The organism is Superficieibacter sp. BNK-5, from assembly GCF_047456055.1.
In the GTDB taxonomy this organism is placed as follows: domain Bacteria; phylum Pseudomonadota; class Gammaproteobacteria; order Enterobacterales; family Enterobacteriaceae; genus Superficieibacter.
Genome location: NZ_CP179893.1, coordinates 4353221 through 4372552, shown reverse-complemented (window position 1 = coordinate 4372552; position 19332 = coordinate 4353221). Strand labels below are relative to the sequence as shown.

At 55.5% G+C, this 19332-nt stretch carries 17 protein-coding genes; all 17 read left to right on the top strand.

Annotation, left to right across the window (positions count from 1 at the left end; translation table 11 throughout):
- Positions 1-488 precede the first annotated feature (488 nt).
- The 17 genes from ACMGGS_RS21055 to ACMGGS_RS20975 all read left to right on the top strand — a co-directional run bounded on the left by ACMGGS_RS21055 (position 489) and on the right by ACMGGS_RS20975 (position 19326).
- Positions 489-1628, top strand: coding sequence for a polysaccharide export protein (locus tag ACMGGS_RS21055; protein ID WP_103674195.1), 1140 nt, complete (start codon positions 489-491; stop codon positions 1626-1628).
- A 6-nt stretch (positions 1629-1634) separates the two neighbouring features.
- Complete coding sequence (wzb, locus tag ACMGGS_RS21050; RefSeq protein WP_414164233.1) at positions 1635-2078, top strand: low molecular weight protein-tyrosine-phosphatase Wzb; 444 nt, start codon at positions 1635-1637, stop codon at positions 2076-2078.
- A 2-nt stretch (positions 2079-2080) separates the two neighbouring features.
- Complete coding sequence (gene wzc / locus ACMGGS_RS21045; RefSeq protein ID WP_414164232.1) at positions 2081-4243, top strand: tyrosine-protein kinase Wzc; 2163 nt, start codon at positions 2081-2083, stop codon at positions 4241-4243.
- A gap of 57 nt (positions 4244-4300) precedes the next feature.
- Positions 4301-5146, top strand: coding sequence for a colanic acid biosynthesis glycosyltransferase WcaA (wcaA, locus tag ACMGGS_RS21040; RefSeq protein ID WP_414164231.1), 846 nt, complete (start codon positions 4301-4303; stop codon positions 5144-5146).
- Positions 5147-5148: 2 nt separating this feature from the next.
- Entirely contained in the window at positions 5149-5637 is a 489-nt protein-coding gene (wcaB, locus tag ACMGGS_RS21035) for a colanic acid biosynthesis acetyltransferase WcaB (RefSeq protein WP_414166330.1), read from the top strand.
- Entirely contained in the window at positions 5634-6848 is a 1215-nt protein-coding gene (gene wcaC / locus ACMGGS_RS21030; protein ID WP_414164230.1) for a colanic acid biosynthesis glycosyltransferase WcaC, read from the top strand. The genes wcaB and wcaC overlap by 4 nt, the downstream gene beginning before the upstream one ends.
- Complete coding sequence (gene wcaD, locus ACMGGS_RS21025; RefSeq protein WP_414164229.1) at positions 6823-8046, top strand: colanic acid polymerase WcaD; 1224 nt, start codon at positions 6823-6825, stop codon at positions 8044-8046. Before wcaC ends, wcaD begins: the two co-directional genes overlap by 26 nt.
- Before the next feature lie 10 nt (positions 8047-8056).
- Positions 8057-8803 (top strand): colanic acid biosynthesis glycosyltransferase WcaE, encoded by a 747-nt coding sequence (wcaE, locus tag ACMGGS_RS21020; protein ID WP_414164228.1) that lies wholly within the window; start codon positions 8057-8059, stop codon positions 8801-8803.
- A gap of 16 nt (positions 8804-8819) precedes the next feature.
- A complete protein-coding gene (gene wcaF, locus ACMGGS_RS21015; RefSeq protein ID WP_414164227.1) occupies positions 8820-9356 on the top strand; it encodes a colanic acid biosynthesis acetyltransferase WcaF in 537 nt (178 codons plus the stop codon).
- 65 nt (positions 9357-9421) lie between these two features.
- Positions 9422-10543, top strand: coding sequence for a GDP-mannose 4,6-dehydratase (gmd, locus tag ACMGGS_RS21010; RefSeq protein ID WP_176919136.1), 1122 nt, complete (start codon positions 9422-9424; stop codon positions 10541-10543).
- A 2-nt stretch (positions 10544-10545) separates the two neighbouring features.
- The gene (gene fcl, locus ACMGGS_RS21005; protein ID WP_103674186.1) at positions 10546-11511 is read left to right on the top strand and encodes a GDP-L-fucose synthase; all 966 of its coding nucleotides are present in this window, start codon (positions 10546-10548) and stop codon (positions 11509-11511) included.
- Positions 11512-11513: 2 nt separating this feature from the next.
- On the top strand, positions 11514-11993 hold the full coding sequence (locus tag ACMGGS_RS21000; protein WP_414164226.1) for a GDP-mannose mannosyl hydrolase: 480 nt from the start codon (positions 11514-11516) through the stop codon (positions 11991-11993).
- A complete protein-coding gene (gene wcaI, locus ACMGGS_RS20995; protein WP_414164225.1) occupies positions 11990-13216 on the top strand; it encodes a colanic acid biosynthesis fucosyltransferase WcaI in 1227 nt (408 codons plus the stop codon). The genes ACMGGS_RS21000 and wcaI overlap by 4 nt, the downstream gene beginning before the upstream one ends.
- Before the next feature lies 1 nt (position 13217).
- Positions 13218-14654 (top strand): mannose-1-phosphate guanyltransferase, encoded by a 1437-nt coding sequence (cpsB, locus tag ACMGGS_RS20990; protein ID WP_176919140.1) that lies wholly within the window; start codon positions 13218-13220, stop codon positions 14652-14654.
- Positions 14655-15003: 349 nt separating this feature from the next.
- Entirely contained in the window at positions 15004-16374 is a 1371-nt protein-coding gene (gene cpsG, locus ACMGGS_RS20985; RefSeq protein WP_414164224.1) for a colanic acid biosynthesis phosphomannomutase CpsG, read from the top strand.
- A gap of 80 nt (positions 16375-16454) precedes the next feature.
- Positions 16455-17837: an undecaprenyl-phosphate glucose phosphotransferase gene (gene wcaJ / locus ACMGGS_RS20980; protein ID WP_414164223.1), complete on the top strand. Its 1383-nt coding sequence runs from the start codon at positions 16455-16457 to the stop codon at positions 17835-17837.
- A 10-nt stretch (positions 17838-17847) separates the two neighbouring features.
- A complete protein-coding gene (locus tag ACMGGS_RS20975; RefSeq protein WP_414164222.1) occupies positions 17848-19326 on the top strand; it encodes an MOP flippase family protein in 1479 nt (492 codons plus the stop codon).
- Positions 19327-19332 lie beyond the last annotated feature (6 nt).

Here is a 19332-nt window from a genome sequence, read left to right as displayed (position 1 = left end):
CAAGTTTGCAGCTTAATGTCAATATCAATAAATTCCTAAAACGTTAAAAGTTTGCGCTTAATATTATTCTTAAAAGTCTGGATGGTCAGTATTAGCGCCTTGCCAGCATTTAGCTTAGCTGCAACAATTCTTCCTGCATAAACGAGGAGATTCATTTTTGGTCATCTGAAAAGGTTATTCCCCCTGGGGAGTAATCGTTTCTCTTTCTGCATCTTAAATAATTTCCGTGATAGCCGTTTATGCGGAGTGGTGCCTGTAACTGAATGATTCGATAGTGAATTGGTAACTGAAAGCCAGGGGCGGTAGCGTGCCGGAAAGCCAGCCAATTAACCTCGACAATTCTGTCAATAGCCTGCGGATGAATAAACTTTTTTTTCGGATATATGCCAGTTAACTTTTTTATGTTTCCCGGCATTCTTTTAGCTCTCTCAGTCCCTGTTTATTTAAATCGCACAGGATAATTACTCTGCCAAAGTGATAATTAATCAATGATGAAATCCAAACTAAAATTGATGCCATTATTGGTGTCTGCAATTCTGCTTAGCGGTTGTACCGTCTTTCCCGGCAGTAATATGTCGACCATGGGCAAGGATGTGGTGAAACAACAGGACGCTGATTTCGATCTCGATCGAATGGTGAATGTTTATCCGCTGACGCCCCGACTGATTGAGCAATTACGCCCACGTCCTAATGTGGCGCAGCCCAATATGTCGCTGGATCAGGAGCTAAGCAATTATCAGTACCGCATCGGGCCGGGCGACGTGCTTAACGTCACCGTCTGGGATCATCCTGAACTGACTACCCCGGCGGGCCAGTACCGCAGCTCCAGCGATTCCGGGAACTGGGTACAACCTGATGGCACCATTTTTTACCCTTATGTCGGCAGAATCAAAGTGGGCGGTAAAACGCTGGCCGAAATTCGCGCAGATATCTCTAACCGGCTGGCGAGCTATATTACCGACCCACAGGTGGACGTGAATATTGCCGCCTTCCGCTCGCAAAAAGCCTATATCTCCGGACAGGTTAATAAATCCGGCCAGCAGGCGATTACCAACGTTCCACTGACCATTCTTGACGCCATTAACACCGCCGGTGGCCTGACGGACTCCGCAGACTGGCGCAACGTGATCCTGACCCACAATGGCAAAGAGCAGCGCATTTCTTTGCAGGCACTCATGCAGAATGGCGATCTGAGCCAGAACCGCCTGCTGTATCCTGGCGATATTCTGTTTGTACCGCGCAATGACGATCTGAAAGTGTTCGTCATGGGTGAAGTGAAAAAACAGAGCACGCTCAAAATGGACTTCAGCGGCATGACCCTGACCGAAGCGCTGGGACAGGCGGAAGGTATCGACCTGACCACCTCCAACGCCAGCGGCATCTTCGTGATCCGTCCGCTGAAAGGCGAAGGCACCGCGCGTGGCAAAATTGCCAATATTTATCAGCTCAATATGTCGGATGCCACCTCACTGGTCATGGCGACCAACTTCCGCCTCCAGCCGTATGACGTGGTGTACGTCACGACCGCACCGGTAGCCCGCTGGAACCGTCTGGTGAGCCAGTTGCTGCCAACGATCAGTGGCGTGCGCTACATGACCGATACGGCGACCGACCTTCATAACTGGTAACGCGTGATGTTTAACAAAATCTTAGTGGTTTGTGTGGGGAACATTTGCCGTTCCCCCACGGCTGAGCGCCTGCTCCGGCACTATTCCCCCCAGCTTACCGTGACCTCCGCCGGTCTCGGCGCGCTGGTGGGGAAGGGGGCCGATGACAGTGCGGTCAGCGCAGCCGGGACACATCAGCTTTCGCTGGACGGGCATATCGCCCGGCAGATCACCCGGCGCATGTGCCAGGGGCACGACCTGATCCTCGTGATGGAGAAAAAGCATATCGCCGCACTGTGTGAAATCGTTCCGGAAATGCGCGGCAAAGTGATGCTGTTTGGTCACTGGGATAGCGAGCGTGAAATCCCCGACCCGTACCGCAAAAGCCGCGATGCGTTTGATGCGGTGTATGCCTTACTCGATCAATCTGCCCGCCAGTGGGCGCAGGCACTGAACGTTCAGCAGGGATAACAATGACTGATAAAGTACAACCTTCTGCCGCCTCCGGTGCGGGCAGCGATGAAATCGATATTGGCCGCCTCGTTGGCACTGTCATTGAGGCGAAATGGTGGGTGCTCGGCGTTACGGCGCTGTTTGCGCTGATCGCCATTATTTACACCTTATTTGCCACGCCGATTTACAGTGCCGATGCGCTGGTGCGTATTGAGCAAAACCAGGGTAGCGCGCTGGTGCAGGATATTAACAGCGCGTTGACCAACAAGCCGCCCGCCTCAGAAGCGGAAATTAAGCTGGTGCAGTCGCGTCTGGTACTGGGGCAGACGGTGGACGATCTGGACCTCGATATTGCCGTTACCAAAAATACCCTGCCGCTGATCGGCGATGGCTGGGAACGCCTGATGGGCCGCCAGAATGAGACGGTTAACGTCACGACCTTTACCTTGCCGAAGGGAATGGGGCAGGACGTCTTTACGCTGGAAGTGCTGGACAAGCAGCACTATCGCCTGACCAGCGACGGTGGCGTCAGTGCTGACGGCCAGGTGGGGAAACTGCTGGAGCAGGATGGCGTGAAACTGATGGTCGACGCCATTCATGCGCGTCCTGATACCGAATTTACGGTCACCAAATTTTCCACGCTCGGCATGATCAATACGCTGCAAAATAACCTGACCGTGACCGAAGACGGAAAGGATACCGGCGTACTCACCCTGACCTATACCGGTGAAGACCGCGAGCAGATCCGCAACATCCTGAACAGCATTACCCAGAATTACGTAAAACAAAACGTGGCGCGCAAATCGGAAGAAGCGTCGAAAAGCCTTGCCTTCCTTAAGAAACAGCTACCGGAAGTGCGTGCCAACCTGGACGTGGCGGAGAATAAACTCAACGCTTTCCGCCAGACGAAAGATTCGGTCGATTTGCCGCTGGAGGCGAAATCGGTGCTGGATTCGATGGTTAACATTGATGCCCAGCTTAACGAACTGACCTTCAAAGAAGCCGAAATCTCCAAGCTCTACACCAAACGTCACCCGGCTTACCGCACGCTGATGGAAAAACGTCAGGCGCTTGAGCAGGAAAAGGCGCAGCTTAACAAACGCGTGACGGCGATGCCGAAAACTCAGCAGGAGATCCTGCGACTGACCCGTGATGTGGAATCCGGTCAGCAGGTCTACATGCAACTGCTGAACAAGCAACAGGAACTGAAAATCAACGAAGCCAGTACCGTTGGCGATGTGCGGATCGTCGATGACGCCATCACTCAACCTGGCGTGCTGAAACCGAAGAAAGGGCTGATTATCCTCGGCAGTATCCTGTTCGGGCTGATCGCCTCTATTGTCGGCGTACTGCTGTTCTCCCTGCTGCGACGCGGTGTGGAAAGTCCTCAGGTCCTGGAAGAACGTGGCATTAGCGTTTACGCCAGCATCCCGCTCTCGGAATGGCAGAAAACGCGCGACCGTGTGACCACCTCCAAAGGCGTGAAGCGCTATAAGCAGAGTCAGCTTCTGGCCGTAGGCAACCCGACCGACCTGGCAATCGAAGCCATTCGTAGCCTGCGCACCAGCCTGCACTTTGCCATGATGCAGGCCAGCAATAACGTGGTGATGATGACCGGCGTCAGCCCGTCAATTGGTAAAACCTTTGTCTGTGCCAACCTGGCGGCGGTGATCAGCCAGACCAATAAACGCGTGCTGCTGATCGACTGTGATATGCGTAAGGGTTATACCCATGAACTGATGGGCACCACCAATGTTAACGGCCTGTCGGACATCCTGATCGAAAAAGGCGAGATTGCTTCCTGCGCCCGACCCACCTCGATCACCAATTTTGACCTCGTCCCGCGCGGTCAGGTGCCGCCAAACCCGTCAGAGCTGCTGATGAGCGATCGTTTTGGTGAATTGATTAGCTGGGCCAGCAAAAACTATGACCTGGTGTTAATTGATACTCCGCCAATTCTCGCCGTCACCGATGCCGCCGTGGTAGCACGCTATGCCGGTACCACGCTGATGGTGGTGCGTTATGCGGTGAATACTCTGCGCGAAGTTGAAACCAGTATCAGCCGCTTTGAACAAAACGGTATTCCGGTGAAAGGCGTGGTCCTGAACTCCATCTTCCGCCGGGCGACGGGCTATCAGGATTACGGCTACTACGAGTACGAATACAAATCTGATGCTAAGTAACGCCTTACTGCGATCCTCTCCCGCCGGGAGAGGAAAAAATCCTTCGGAGAATGGAAAATGAGCACAACAAATCCCCCCCTGATCTCCATCTATATGCCAACCTGGAATCGGCAGCAACTGGCGATCCGCGCGATAAAATCGGTGCTGCGTCAGGATTATCCGCACTGGGAAATGTTTATTGTTGACGACTGTTCCGCCAGCTTCGAACAACTACAACAATTTGTCGCTGAACTGAACGATCCGCGCGTGAAGTATATTCATAACGAGTTTAACTCCGGAGCCTGCGCGGTGCGCAATCAGGCCATTCGGCAGGCAACAGGGCGTTTTCTTACCGGTATTGATGACGACGACGAATGGACGCCGAATCGCCTCTCTTTGTTTCTTGAACATCAGCATCAACTGGTCACCCACGCGTTTCTGTACGCCAATGACTACGTGTGCGAAGGCGAGGTTTACTCTCAACCTGCCAGCCTGCCGCTGTATCCAAAGTCGCCCTATACGCGCAAGCGCTTCTATAAGCGCAATATTATTGGCAATCAGGTGTTCAGCTACGCTCAGCGCTTTAAAGAGAGCCTGTTTGATATCAATCTGAAGGCAGCGCAGGACCACGATATGTTCCTGCGTATGGTGGTGGAATACGGCGAGCCGTGGAAAGTGGAAGAGGCGACGCAAATTCTGCACGTTAATCACGGCGAAATGCGCATCACCTCATCGCCGAAAAAATTCTCCGGCTATTTCCAGTTTTACCGCAAGCACAAAGACAAATTCGACCGCGCCAGCAAAAAATATCAGCTCTTTACGCTCTATCAGATCCGTAATAAACGCATGAACTGGCGCACGCTGCTGACGCTGATTTCCGTGCGCAACGGTAAACGTCTGGCCGACGGCCTGCGGGGGAAGTAATGCTGCTGGAAGATTTACGCGCGAATAGCTGGAGCCTGCGTCCGTGCTGCATGGTGGTGGCCTACCGCATCGCCCATTTCTGCTCGGTGTGGCGCAAAAAAAACGTGCTCAACAATCTGTGGGCCGCGCCGGTGCTGGTGCTTTATCGTTTCCTGACCGAATGTCTGTTCGGCTATGAAATTCAGGCGGGGGCGACGATTGGCCGGCGCTTCACTATTCATCATGGCTACGCGGTGGTGATAAACAAAAACGTCATTGCCGGTGATGATTTCACCCTGCGCCACGGCGTGACTATTGGCAATCGTGGCGCGGAAAATCTCGCCTGTCCGGTGATTGGCAATGGTGTTGAGCTGGGCGCGAACGTCATCATTACCGGCGATATCACCATCGGCAATAACGTCAAAGTGGGCGCGGGTAGCGTGGTGCTTGACAGCGTACCGGATAATGCCCTGGTTGTCGGTGAGAAAGCGCGCATAAAGGTGAGCCAATGAATATTCTGCAATTTAACGTTCGCCTCGCTGAGGGCGGGGCGGCAGGGGTCGCGCTGGATCTCCATCAGCGTGCGCTGCAACAGGGGCTGTATTCGCGTTTCGTCTATGGCTACGGCAAGGGCGGCAAAAAGAGCGTCAGTCACGATGCTTACCCGAATGTCATTCGCCATACGCCACGCCTGACCTCTATGGCGAATCTGGCGCTGTTTCGCCTGTTCAATCGTGATGTGTTTGGCAATCTGGATAATTTGTATCGCACCGTCACCCGTACTGAGGGGCCAGTGGTGCTGCATTTTCACGTGGTACACAGCTACTGGCTGAACTTTGATCGGCTGGTGGATTTTTGCCAGCGGGTAAAAGCGCACAAGCATGACGTCAGACTGGTCTGGACGCTGCACGATCACTGGAGCGTCACCGGACGCTGCGCGTTTCTTGACGGTTGCGATGGCTGGAAATCCGGCTGCAAACAGTGCCCAACGCTTGCCAATTACCCGCCGGTCAAGGTCGATCGTGCTCATCAACTGGTGGATAAAAAGCGTCTGCTGATCCACGAAATGCTGGCCCTCGGCTGCCAGTTTATTTCGCCGAGTCAGCACGTTGCCGACGCGTTTAACACCCTGTATGGCAAAGGACGCTGCCTGATCATAAATAATGGTATTGACGTTGCCACCGAAACCATTCTGGCGGGTCTGGCGCCGGTCGCCCCGGCCGGAACACCCAAAATTGCGGTGGTGGCGCACGACCTGCGCTACGACGGTAAAACGAATCAACAACTGGTGCGCGATGTGATCGCCCTGGGCGAGGCGGTTGAAGTGCATACTTTCGGTAAATTCTCTCCTTTCGAGGGAAATAACGTGGTGAATCACGGCTTTCTGACCGACAAGCGCCAGCTCATGACCGACCTGAATCAGATGGATGCGCTGCTGTTTACCTCCAGGGTGGATAACTATCCGCTGATCCTCTGCGAGGCGTTGTCGATTGGCGTACCGGTCATCGCCACCCACAGTGAGGCGGCGCAGGAAGTGCTGCATAAATCCGGCGGCGTGACGCTTGATGATGATGACATTTTAACGCTGGTACAGCAGGGAAGAGAGGCAATCGCCCGGGCGGTTTTCAATACCACCCACGCGGCGTTTCATCAACGCAGCCGCGTGGCCTATAGCGGACAACAGATGCTGGAGGAATATGTCTCGTTCTATCAGAATCTGTAGCTATCTGCTGCTGCCGCTGATCTACCTGCTGGTCAACGTCAAAATTGTCCAGTTGGGAGAAAGCTTTCCGGTCACTATCGTGACCTTTCTGCCGCTGCTGTTGCTGCTCTTTATTGACAAAATCAGCCTCAAAAAACTGATGATTGCGCTGGGGGCTGGAGCCGGGTTGACGCTCTACAACTTTCTGTTTGGTCAGTCGCTTGACGCCAGCAAATATGTCACCTCGACCATGCTGTTCGTTTATATCGTGATTATCATTGGAATGGTGTGGAGTATCCGCTTTAAAACCATTTCTCCGCATAACCATCGCAAGATCCTGCGCTTCTTCTACATAGTCGTTACGCTGGTGGTAATGCTGGCGGCCATCGAAATGGCGCAGATTATTCTCAGCGGTGGCAGTAGTTTAATTGAAATAATTTCGAAATATCTTATTTACAGTAACAGCTATGTATTGAATTTTATCAAATATGGCGGAAAACGTACTACCGCACTTTATTTTGAACCGGCGTTTTTCGCTCTGGCACTAATCTCAATTTGGCTCAGCATCAAACAGTTTGGTATCAAAACACCAAAGACCGATGGTATGATCCTCGCAGGGATAGTGCTTTCAGGTTCGTTTTCGGGGGTAATGACCTTTATTCTTTTCTATCTGCTGGAATGGGCCTTTCAGTATTTGAATAAAGAGGCAATCAGAAAACGGCTACCGCTGGCGATTATCTCGCTGGCCTTTTTCCTGGTTGGCGTATTTTTCGCGATGCCGTATATCGCTGAGCGTCTGGGAGAACTGGGAACCGAAGGAACGTCATCCTATTATCGTATCGTAGGACCGCTGGTAATGGTTGGCCATTCATTAACCAGTATTGACGGTGTTGTCAGATTCGGCTCACTTTATGAATATGTCGCATCATTCGGAATCTTTAACGGTGCGGACGTCGGAAAAACAATAGACAATGGCCTGTATCTGTTAATTATTTATTTTTCATGGATCGCCGTATTTCTGACGTTATGGTATTTATTCAAAGTTGCAAAAATGGCGATGCAGGCGTTTGGTAATAACCAAAACTATGGCGTTCAATTGTATCTTTTTACGCCAGTATCATTGTTTTTCACCGGTTCAATATTTAGCCCGGAATATGCGTTTTTAATTGTTTGTCCGTTTATTTTGCGCAAGGCGCTAAATATCGTGCAGGCCAGATGAGGAAAGTCAGATGCTGTTAAGTGTCATTACTGTTGCCTTTCGTAATTACGATGGAGTGGTAAAAACGTGGCGGTCGCTGGCGTACCTGGCGCGCGAAAAGAACATTGAGTTTGAATGGATAGTGGTGGATGGCGGCTCCGCAGACGGCACCGCAGAGTTTCTGGAAAACCTTAACGGGGAGTACCACTTACGCTACGTCAGCGAGAGAGATAACGGTCTGTATGATGCCATGAATAAAGGCATTGATATGGCGCAGGGCAAGTTTGCCATTTTCCTTAACTCCGGTGATATTTTTCACCCGGATGTGGCGCAGTTTGTTCGCCAGCTGGCGGATAAAAAAGACAACGCCATGTATATCGGCGATGCGCTACTGGATTTTGGCGACGGGACGAAAACTCGGCGTAGCGCCAAACGCGGCTGGTATATTTATCACAGCCTGCCGGCCAGCCATCAGGCGATCTTTTTCCCGCTGATGGGATTAAAAAATTATCCCTATGATCTGCAATATCGCGTCTCATCCGATTATGCCTTAGCCGCTAAGCTCTATAAGAAAGGCTATAAATTTGAGCGGATTAACGGTCTGGTTTCAGAGTTTTCAATGGGCGGCGTGTCAACGTCTAATAATCTGGAACTGTGCCGCGATGCTAAAAAAGTCCAGCGCACCATTTTGCGGGTGCCGGGCGTGCTGGCGGAATTGTCTTATTTATTACGCCTGCGCACAACAGGCAAAACCAAAGCCTTATATAACAAGTCTTAAAATATAAGGAAAACCAATGCAGGAATTAAACGGCTTCTCGGTGCCGCGGGGTTTTCGCGGCGGTAACGCGCTGAAAGTACAATTATGGTGGGCCGTTCAGGCAACGTTGTTTGCCTGGTCGCCGCAGGTCTTATATCGCTGGCGCGCGTTTTTATTGCGCTTATTTGGCGCAAAGATTGGTAAAGGTGTCGTAATTCGACCCTCGGTAAAAATTACCTATCCGTGGAAATTAACCATTGGGGATTACGCCTGGGTAGGCGATGACGCGGTGTTATATACCCTGGGCGAGATCACCCTTGGCGCCAATTCCGTGGTGTCGCAGAAATGTTATTTATGCACCGGCAGTCACGATTATATGAGCACGTATTTTGATATTAACGCCACGCCAATTGTGGTTGGTGAAAAATGCTGGCTGGCGACGGATGTCTTTGTCGCGCCTGGCGTCACGATTGGTGACGGTACGGTTGTCGGCGCGCGCAGCAGCGTTTTTACCTCGCTGCCCGCCGGCATGATTTGCCGGGGAAATCCGGCGACGGTGGTGCGCGAGCGATAACCACGCTCTTTTTAACAAAGCTGTATGAATCAAGCGGTCAACACGTTTAACAAAGGAAACTGATTATGTCTAAAGTTGCTCTCATTACCGGTGTTACCGGGCAGGACGGGTCTTATCTGGCGGAGCTGCTGCTGGAGAAAGGTTATGAGGTTCACGGTATTAAACGTCGCGCCTCGTCATTCAACACCGAGCGCGTGGATCACATTTATCAGGACCCGCACGCCACTAACCCTAAATTCCATCTGCACTATGGCGATCTGACCGATACCTCCAACCTGACGCGTATCCTGCAGGAAGTGCAGCCGGATGAAGTCTATAACCTCGGCGCGATGAGCCACGTAGCGGTCTCGTTCGAATCGCCGGAATACACCGCCGACGTGGATGCGATGGGCACCCTGCGCCTGCTGGAGGCGATCCGCTTCCTCGGCCTGGAAAAGAAAACCCGTTTCTATCAGGCGTCCACCTCAGAGCTTTACGGTCTGGTGCAGGAAATTCCGCAGAAAGAAACCACCCCATTTTACCCGCGTTCGCCGTATGCGGTCGCCAAACTGTACGCCTACTGGATCACCGTTAACTACCGTGAATCCTACGGTATGTACGCCTGCAACGGCATTCTGTTCAACCATGAATCCCCGCGCCGTGGCGAAACATTCGTTACCCGCAAAATCACCCGCGCGATTGCCAACATTGCTCAGGGCCTGGAGTCCTGCCTATACCTCGGCAACATGGATTCCCTGCGCGACTGGGGTCACGCCAAAGACTACGTGAAAATGCAGTGGATGATGCTGCAGCAGGAAAAACCGGAAGATTTCGTCATCGCCACCGGCGTGCAGTACTCCGTGCGCGAGTTCGTTGAAATGGCGGCGGCTCAACTGGGCATCAAACTGCGCTTTGAAGGCAAAGGCGTGGACGAGAAAGGCATCGTGGTTTCGGTCACCGGTCACGATGCACCGGGCGTCAAGCCGGGCGATGTGATTATTGCCGTCGATCCGCGCTACTTCCGTCCGGCGGAAGTGGAAACCCTGCTCGGCGATCCGACCAAAGCACATCAGACGCTGGGCTGGAAACCGGAAACCACCCTGCAGGAGATGGTCTCTGAAATGGTTGCCAAAGATCTGGAAGCCGCGAAGAAACACTCCCTGCTGAAGTCCCACGGTTACGAGGTTGCCATCGCGCTGGAGTCCTGAGCATGACCAGACAACGTATTTTTGTGGCCGGCCATCGCGGCATGGTGGGATCGGCCATTGTTCGCCAGCTGGAACAGCGTGGCGACGTGGAGCTGATTTTACGCGGCCGTGATGAGCTGAACCTGCTGGACCCGACGGCGGTGCAGCAATTTTTCGCCGAACAACGCATCGACCAGGTGTATCTGGCGGCGGCGAAAGTCGGCGGCATTGTGGCGAATAACACGTACCCGGCGGATTTCATCTACGAAAACATGATGATCGAGAGCAACATCATTCACGCCGCGCATCTCAACGGCGTGAACAAGCTGCTGTTTCTCGGATCGTCCTGTATTTATCCAAAGCTGGCAAAACAGCCGATGGCCGAAAGTGAACTGCTTCAGGGCACCCTGGAGCCGACCAACGAGCCGTACGCCATTGCCAAAATTGCCGGCATCAAACTGTGCGAGTCTTATAACCGCCAGTACGACCGCGATTACCGCTCGGTGATGCCGACCAATCTGTACGGGCCGAACGATAACTTCCACCCGAGCAACTCGCACGTGATCCCGGCGCTGCTGCGCCGCTTCCATGAGGCGACGGAACAAAACGCGTCGGACGTGGTGGTCTGGGGCAGCGGCACGCCAATGCGCGAGTTCCTGCACGTTGATGATATGGCGGCGGCCAGCATTCATGTGATGGAGCTGGATCGCAGCGTCTGGCAGGAAAACACCGAGCCGATGCTGTCGCACATTAACGTCGGCACCGGCGTCGACTGCACCATCCGTGAACTGGCACTGACCCTGGCGCAGGTCGTGGGCTTTAAAGGGCGGGTGGTGTTCGACGCCACCAAACCTGACGGCACGCCGCGCAAGCTGCTGGACGTCACGCGTCTGCATCAACTCGGCTGGTTCCATGAAATCACCCTGGAGGCCGGGCTTGCCAGCACCTACCAGTGGTTTCTGGAAAACCAGCAGCGGTTCCGGGGGTAACGATGTTTCTCAGCGCTGAAGATTTTGCCACCGTTGTTCGCGCCACGCCGCTGGTGTCCATCGATCTGATCGTGGAGAACGAACGCGGCGAGTTTCTGCTTGGTCAGCGGACCAACCGTCCGGCGCAGGGATACTGGTTCGTTCCTGGCGGACGCGTACAGAAGGATGAGCCGCTGGATCGGGCGTTTGCCCGTCAGACGAAAGCGGAGCTGGGCGTCAGCCTGCCAATGACGGCAGGCGAATTCTGGGGCGTCTGGCAGCATTTTTATGACGATAACTTTTCCGGCACCGGCTTCTCGACGCACTACGTGGTGCTGGCGTTCCGCCTGCGGGTAGACGCCAGCACGCTGCAACTGCCGACCGAGCAGCACAATGCGTACCGCTGGCTGACGGCGGAGGCGCTGCTGGAGAGCGACAACGTGCACGACAACAGCCGCGCCTACTTCCTTGCCGAACGCCAGGCGGGAGTGCCGGGGTTATGAAAATACTCGTTTACGGCATTAACTACTCGCCCGAACTGACCGGCATCGGCAAATACACCGGCGAAATGGTCGAGTGGATGGCGCGCCAGGGCCATGAGGTGCGGGTGATCACCGCGCCGCCTTACTACCCGGAGTGGAAAGTAGGCGAGGGCTATTCCGCCTGGCGCTACCGCCGCGAAGCGGGGGCCGCTACCGTCTGGCGCTGCCCGCTCTACGTGCCGAAGCAGCCTTCTACTCTGAAGCGCCTGATCCATCTCGGCAGCTTCGCGCTGAGCAGCTTTTTCCCGCTGATGGCGCAGCGCCGCTGGAAGCCGGACCGCATTATCGGCGTGGTGCCGACGCTGTTCTGCACGCCGGGCATGCGCCTGCTGGCGAAACTCTGCGGCGCGCGCACCGTCCTGCATATTCAGGATTATGAAGTGGACGCCATGCTCGGACTGGGCATGGCCGGCAAGGGCAAGAGCGGCAAAGTCGCTCGCCTGGCGACCGCGTTTGAGCGCAGCAATCTGCTCGGTGTGGATGCGGTCTCCACCATCTCGCGCTCAATGATGAACAAGGCGCAGGAAAAAGGTGTCGCCGCGCAGAACATCATCTTTTTCCCTAACTGGTCGGAAGTGGATCGTTTTCGCGATGTCGCCCCGACGGACGTGAGCGCGTTGCGCAGCCGACTCGGTCTGGATGACGCGCAAAAAATCGTCCTTTACTCCGGCAACATCGGCGAGAAGCAGGGGCTGGAGAATGTGATTGAGGCGGCGGACCGCCTGCGTGACCGGCCGTGGACCTTTGTGATTGTCGGACAGGGCGGAGGCAAAGCGCGGCTGGAGAAAATGGTTGCCGAGCGCGGCCTGACCACTATCCGCTTTCTGCCGCTGCAACCCTATGACGACTTGCCCGCGCTCCTCGCGCTGGGTGACTGCCATCTGGTTATCCAGAAGCGCGGCGCGGCGGATGCGGTGTTGCCTTCCAAACTGACCAATATTCTGGCGGTCGGCGGCAATGCGGTTATCACCGCCGAAGCGGAAACCGAATTAGGGCAGCTTTGCCGCACGTATCCGGGCATCGCCGTCTGCGTTGAGCCGGAAGAGGTTGACGCTCTTGTTACCGGTATTGAGCAGGCGCTGCTGATGCCGGAAACCAACACGGTGGCACGTGACTATGCCGAACGCACGCTCGAAAAAGAGAACGTGTTAAGCCAATTTATTTCAGATATTCGGGATCACTAACATGAGTCAACCCACGCTCTATCCGGTCGTCATGGCGGGCGGATCCGGTAGCCGTTTATGGCCGCTGTCCCGCGTACTCTACCCTAAACAGTTCCTCTGCCTGAAAGGGGAACTGACCATGCTTCAGGCCACCATCAGCCGTCTGAACGGCGTCGAATGCGAAAGCCCGGTGGTGATCTGCAACGAGCAGCACCGCTTTATCGTCGCCGAGCAATTGCGCCAGCTTAACAAGCTGACCGAGAACATTATTCTTGAACCCGCGGGGCGCAACACCGCGCCTGCGATTGCGCTGGCGGCGCTGGCGGCCACCCGCAACTCGCCGCAGGACGACCCGCTACTGCTGGTGCTGGCGGCGGATCACATGATTCAGGACGAAGCGGCGTTTCGTGCGGCGGTCACTGCCTCTATTCCGCATGCTCAGGCAGGCAAGCTGGTGACCTTTGGCATCGTGCCGGATCTGCCGGAAACCGGCTATGGCTACATTCGTCGCGGCGACGTTACGCCGGGCGAACAAGACAGCGTGGCCTTTTCGGTGGCGCAGTTTGTTGAGAAACCGGATCTGGCGACCGCGCAGGCCTACGTCGCCAGCGGGGAATACTACTGGAACAGCGGCATGTTCCTGTTCCGCGCCGGACGCTATCTCGAAGAACTGAAGAAGTACCGTCCGGACATTCTGGAAGCCTGTGAAAAATCAATGGCCACCGTCGACCCGGACCTCGATTTTATTCGCGTTGACGAAGCGGCGTTTCTCGCCTGCCCGGAAGAGTCCATCGACTATGCGGTGATGGAGCGCACGGCGGATGCGGTGGTGGTGCCGATGGATGCGGGCTGGAGCGACGTTGGCTCGTGGTCGTCGCTGTGGGAAATCAGCGCCCACACGCCGGAGGGAAACGTCCATCACGGCGACGTCATCAGCCACAACACCGAAAACAGCTACGTGTACGCTGAATCCGGCCTGGTGACCACCGTCGGGGTGAAAGATCTGGTGGTCGTGCAGACCAAAGACGCGGTGTTGATCGCCGATCGCCATCACGTGCAGGAAGTGAAAAAGGTGGTGGAGCAGATCAAAGCAGATGGCCGCCACGAACACCATATCCACCGCGAAGTGTATCGCCCGTGGGGCAAATACGATTCCATTGATGCCGGGGATCGCTATCAGGTGAAACGTATCACCGTTAAGCCGGGCGAAGGGCTGTCGCTGCAAATGCATCATCACCGCGCCGAACACTGGGTGGTGGTGGCGGGCACCGCCAAAGTCACCATCAACGGCGAGATCAAACTGCTGGGCGAAAACGAGTCTATTTATATCCCGCTCGGTGCGGCGCACTGCCTGGAAAACCCCGGCAAGATCCCGCTTGACCTGATTGAAGTGCGCTCCGGTTCGTATCTCGAAGAAGACGACGTGGTGCGATTTGAGGATCGCTACGGGCGCGTATAGCCCCGGCGAAATTTGCCGGATGGCGCTGCGCTTATCCGGCCTACGGTTCGGTGCCCCGTAATGCGCAGCTACCCGTAGGCCCGGTAAGCGAAGCGCCACCGGGCAGGGCGAGTAATGACGTCGAAAGTGTCGCAGCTACCCCGTAGGCCCGGTAAGCGAAGCGCCACCGGGCAGGGCGAGTAAAGACGTCGAAAGCGCCGCAGCCACCCGTAGGCCCGGTAAGCGAAGCGCCACCGGGCAGGGCGAGTAAAGACGTCGAAAGCGTCGCAGCTACCCGTAGGCCCGGTAAGCGAAGCGCCACCGGGCAGAACGAGTAAAGACTTCATATATCTAAAGAAGAGAAAAAAATATGACAACGTTAACCTGTTTTAAAGCCTACGACATTCGCGGCAGGCTGGGCGAGGAGCTTAACGAAGACATCGCCCGGCGGATTGGACGTGCGTATGGCGAATACCTGAAACCGGAAACCGTGGTGCTGGGCGGCGACGTGCGCCTGACCAGCGAGGCGCTGAAGCTGGCGCTGGCGGACGGGCTGCGCGATGCGGGCGTTAACGTACTGGACATCGGTCTTTCCGGCACCGAAGAGATCTACTTCGCCACTTTCCATCTCGGCGTGGACGGCGGCATTGAAGTCACCGCCAGCCACAATCCGATGGATTACAACGGCATGAAACTGGTGCGTAAGGGCGCGCGTCCCATCAGCGGCGATACCGGCCTGCGCGACGTGCAGCGTCTGGCAGAAGCCAACGACTTCCCGCCGGTTAACCCGGCGAAACGTGGCAGCTATCAGCACATCGATCTGCGCGCCGCCTACATCGATCATCTGCTTGGCTACATCGACGTAAAAAACCTGACGCCGCTGAAGCTGGTGATCAACTCCGGCAACGGCGCGGCCGGCCCGGTGGTGGACGCGATTGAAACGCGCTTTAAGGCACTGAACGTTCCGGTGGAGTTTATCAAGGTTCACAACACCCCGGACGGCAACTTCCCCAACGGCATTCCTAATCCGCTGCTGCCGGAGTGCCGCGCCGATACCCGCAACGCGGTCATCAAACACGGTGCGGATATGGGCATTGCCTTTGACGGCGACTTCGACCGCTGCTTCCTGTTTGATGAAAAAGGGCAGTTTATCGAGGGCTACTACATCGTCGGCCTGCTGGCGGAAGCGTTCCTCGAAAAACACCCTGGCGCGAAGATCATCCACGACCCGCGTCTTTCCTGGAATACCGTGGACGTGGTCAGCGCGGCGGGCGGGGTACCGGTAATGTCGAAAACCGGCCATGCGTTCATCAAGGAGCGGATGCGCGAGGAAGATGCCATCTACGGCGGCGAAATGAGCGCGCATCACTACTTCCGCGATTTTGCCTACTGCGACAGCGGGATGATCCCGTGGCTGCTGGTGACGGAACTGCTGTGCCTGAAAGGGCAGTCGCTGGGTGAACTGGTGCGCGACCGGATGGCTGCGTTCCCGGCGAGCGGTGAAATCAACAGCAAACTGGCCGATCCGGCAACGGCTATCGGCAGGGTGGAAGCGCATTTTGCGCCGCAGGCGCTGGAGACCGACCGCACTGACGGCATCAGCCTCGCCTTTGCCGACTGGCGTTTTAACCTGCGCTCGTCCAACACCGAGCCGGTAGTGCGCCTGAACGTGGAATCGCGCGGTGATACTGCGCTGATGCAGGCGCAGACCGGGGCGATTCTGGCGCTGCTTAACCAGTAACAGGCTTTGGCATGGGGAGTTCCCTTCCTGTGGGCAAGGGAATCTCCCAACCTGAAGCAAGGGAAAACATAGGAACAACGATGACGACTCTAAAAAAGCGCGAGCGAGCCAAAACGAATGCATCGTTAATCTCAATGGTGCAGCGATTTTCTGACATCACCATCATGTTCGGTGGGTTATGGGTAGTTTGTCAGATCAGCTCGCTGCCATTTTTATATATGCATCTGCTCATGGCGCTGATCACCCTGGTCGTCTTTCAGATGATTGGTGGAATGACGGACTTCTACCGCTCGTGGCGCGGCGTCAGAATGACCACCGAACTGCTGCTGCTGATCCAGAACTGGACCCTGAGCCTGATTTTCGGCACCGGCTTAATGGCCTTCAACGACGACTTCGATCACAGCTTTGTGACGCTAATGGCGTGGTACCTGCTGAGCACCTTCGGTATGGTCTCCTGCCGAACCATGATCCGCTTTGGCGCGGGCTGGCTGCGCAATCTCGGCTACAACTCTCGCCGGGTAGCCGTAGCGGGGGAACTGCCCGCCGGACAGGCGCTGCTGCAAAGTTTTCGCAATCAGCCGTGGCTGGGCTATGAGGTGGTAGGGGTTTATCACGATAACGAGACGAGCGAGCGTGCAGGTGATTTCGCTCAACTGGTCGACGATGCGCGCGACGGCAAAATTCACAATATCTACATTGCGATGCCAATGCAGGATGAAGCCTGCATTAAAAAACTGGTGCGCGATCTGGCGGACACCACCTGCTCGGTGATCCTCATCCCCGATCTCTTTACCTTCAATATCCTGCATTCGCGGGTGGAAGAGGTGAACGGCGTACCCGTGGTGCCGCTGTACGACACGCCGCTTTCCGGTATCAACCGTATCCTCAAACGGCTGGAAGATATCGTGCTGGCGGCGCTGATCCTGCTGCTGATCTCCCCGGCGCTATGCTGCATCGCGCTGGCGGTAAAACTGACTTCGCCGGGGCCGGTGATTTTCCGCCAGACGCGCTATGGCATGGATGGTAAGCCGATCATGGTATGGAAATTTCGCTCCATGCGGGTGATGGAAAACGATGCCGTGGTCACTCAGGCGACGCAGAACGATCCGCGCGTGACGCCGGTCGGCAACTTCCTGCGCCGCACCTCGCTGGATGAACTGCCGCAGTTTATCAACGTGCTCACCGGCGGCATGTCCATCGTTGGCCCGCGTCCGCATGCGGTGGCACATAACGAGCAGTACCGGGCGCTGATCGAAGGCTACATGCTGCGTCACAAAGTCAAACCGGGCATCACCGGCTGGGCGCAAATCAACGGCTGGCGTGGCGAAACGGACACCCTTGAGAAGATGGAAAAACGTATTGAATTCGACCTGGAATACATCCGTGAATGGAGCCTGTGGTTCGACATCAAGATCGTTTTCCTGACGGTGTTCAAAGGCTTCGTCAATAAAGCGGCCTACTGAGGGATCGTCAATGAGTTTACGTGAAAAGACCCTTAGCGGCGCAAAATGGTCGGCCATCGCCACGGTGATCATCATCGGCCTGGGGCTGATTCAGATGACCCTCCTGGCGCGCATTTTCGACGGTCATCAGTTTGGCCTGCTGACCATCTCGCTGGTGATCATCGCTCTTGCCGATACGCTGTGTGATTTTGGCATCGCCAACTCGATCATCCAGCGTAAAGAAATCAGCCACGGCGAGCTGACGACCCTGTACTGGCTGAACGTTGGGCTGGGGGTACTAGTATTCGTCGCCATTTATTTACTCAGCGATATCATTGCCGGGCTGCTGCATAACCCGGATCTGGCTCCGCTGATCAAAACCCTGTCGCTGGCGTTTGTGGTCACGCCGCACGGTCAGCAGTTCCGTGCGCTGATGCAAAAAGAGCTGGAGTTTAACAAGATTGGCACCATCGAAACACTTTCCGTGCTGGCAGGCTTCACCTTCACGGTGATCAGCGCGCGCTACTGGCCTGTCGCCATGACCGCGATCCTCGGTTATCTGGTTAACAGCGCGGTGCGCACCCTGCTGTTCGGCTGGTTCGGTCGCAAGATTTACCGTCCGGGCTTCCATTTTTCCCTGCGATCTATCGCCCCGAACCTGCGTTTTGGCGCATGGCTGACGGCAGATAGCATCATCAACTACGTCAATACCAACCTGTCCACGCTGGCGCTGGCGCGTATTCTCGGGGCCAGCGCAGCGGGGGGCTACAACCTCGCATGGAACGTCGCGGTCGTGCCGCCGATGAAATTGAACCCGATCATCACCCGGGTGCTGTTTCCGGCGTTCGCCAAAATCCAGGACGATACCGTGAAGCTGCGGATTAACTTCTACAAGCTGCTGTCGGTGGTGGGGATCATTAACTTTCCGGCGCTGCTGGGGCTGATGGTGGTCTCAAATAACTTCGTGCTGCTGGTATTTGGCGAAAAGTGGATGAACATCGTGCCCGTGCTGCAACTGCTGTGCATCGTCGGCCTGTTGCGTTCGGTAGGCAATCCCATCGGTTCGCTGCTGATGGCGCGGGCGCGGGTCGATCTCAGTTTTAAATTCAACGTCTTTAAAACCTTCCTGTTTATCCCGGCGATCCTGATCGGCGGACATCTGGCGGGCGTGATTGGCGTGACGCTGGGGTTTCTGCTGGTGCAGATCCTCAACACCATTCTGAGCTATTTCGTGATGATCAAACCGGTGGTCGGGCCGAGCTACAAACAGTATTTGCAGAGTCTGTGGCTGCCGCTGCGCCTGTCGCTGCCGACGCTGATCATCAGCTATGCGTTGGGCAACCTGCTGGCGGGACGCGTTTCTCTGCCGCTGCTGTTTGCAGTACAGGTCGCTGCAGGCGTGATCAGTTTTGGGCTGGTGCTGGTGCTTTCGCGCAACAGCCTGGTAGTGGAAATGAAAAAGCCGTTTTGCCGCAGCGAGAAGTTAAAAACGCTGCTGCGGGCGCATTAATAAACA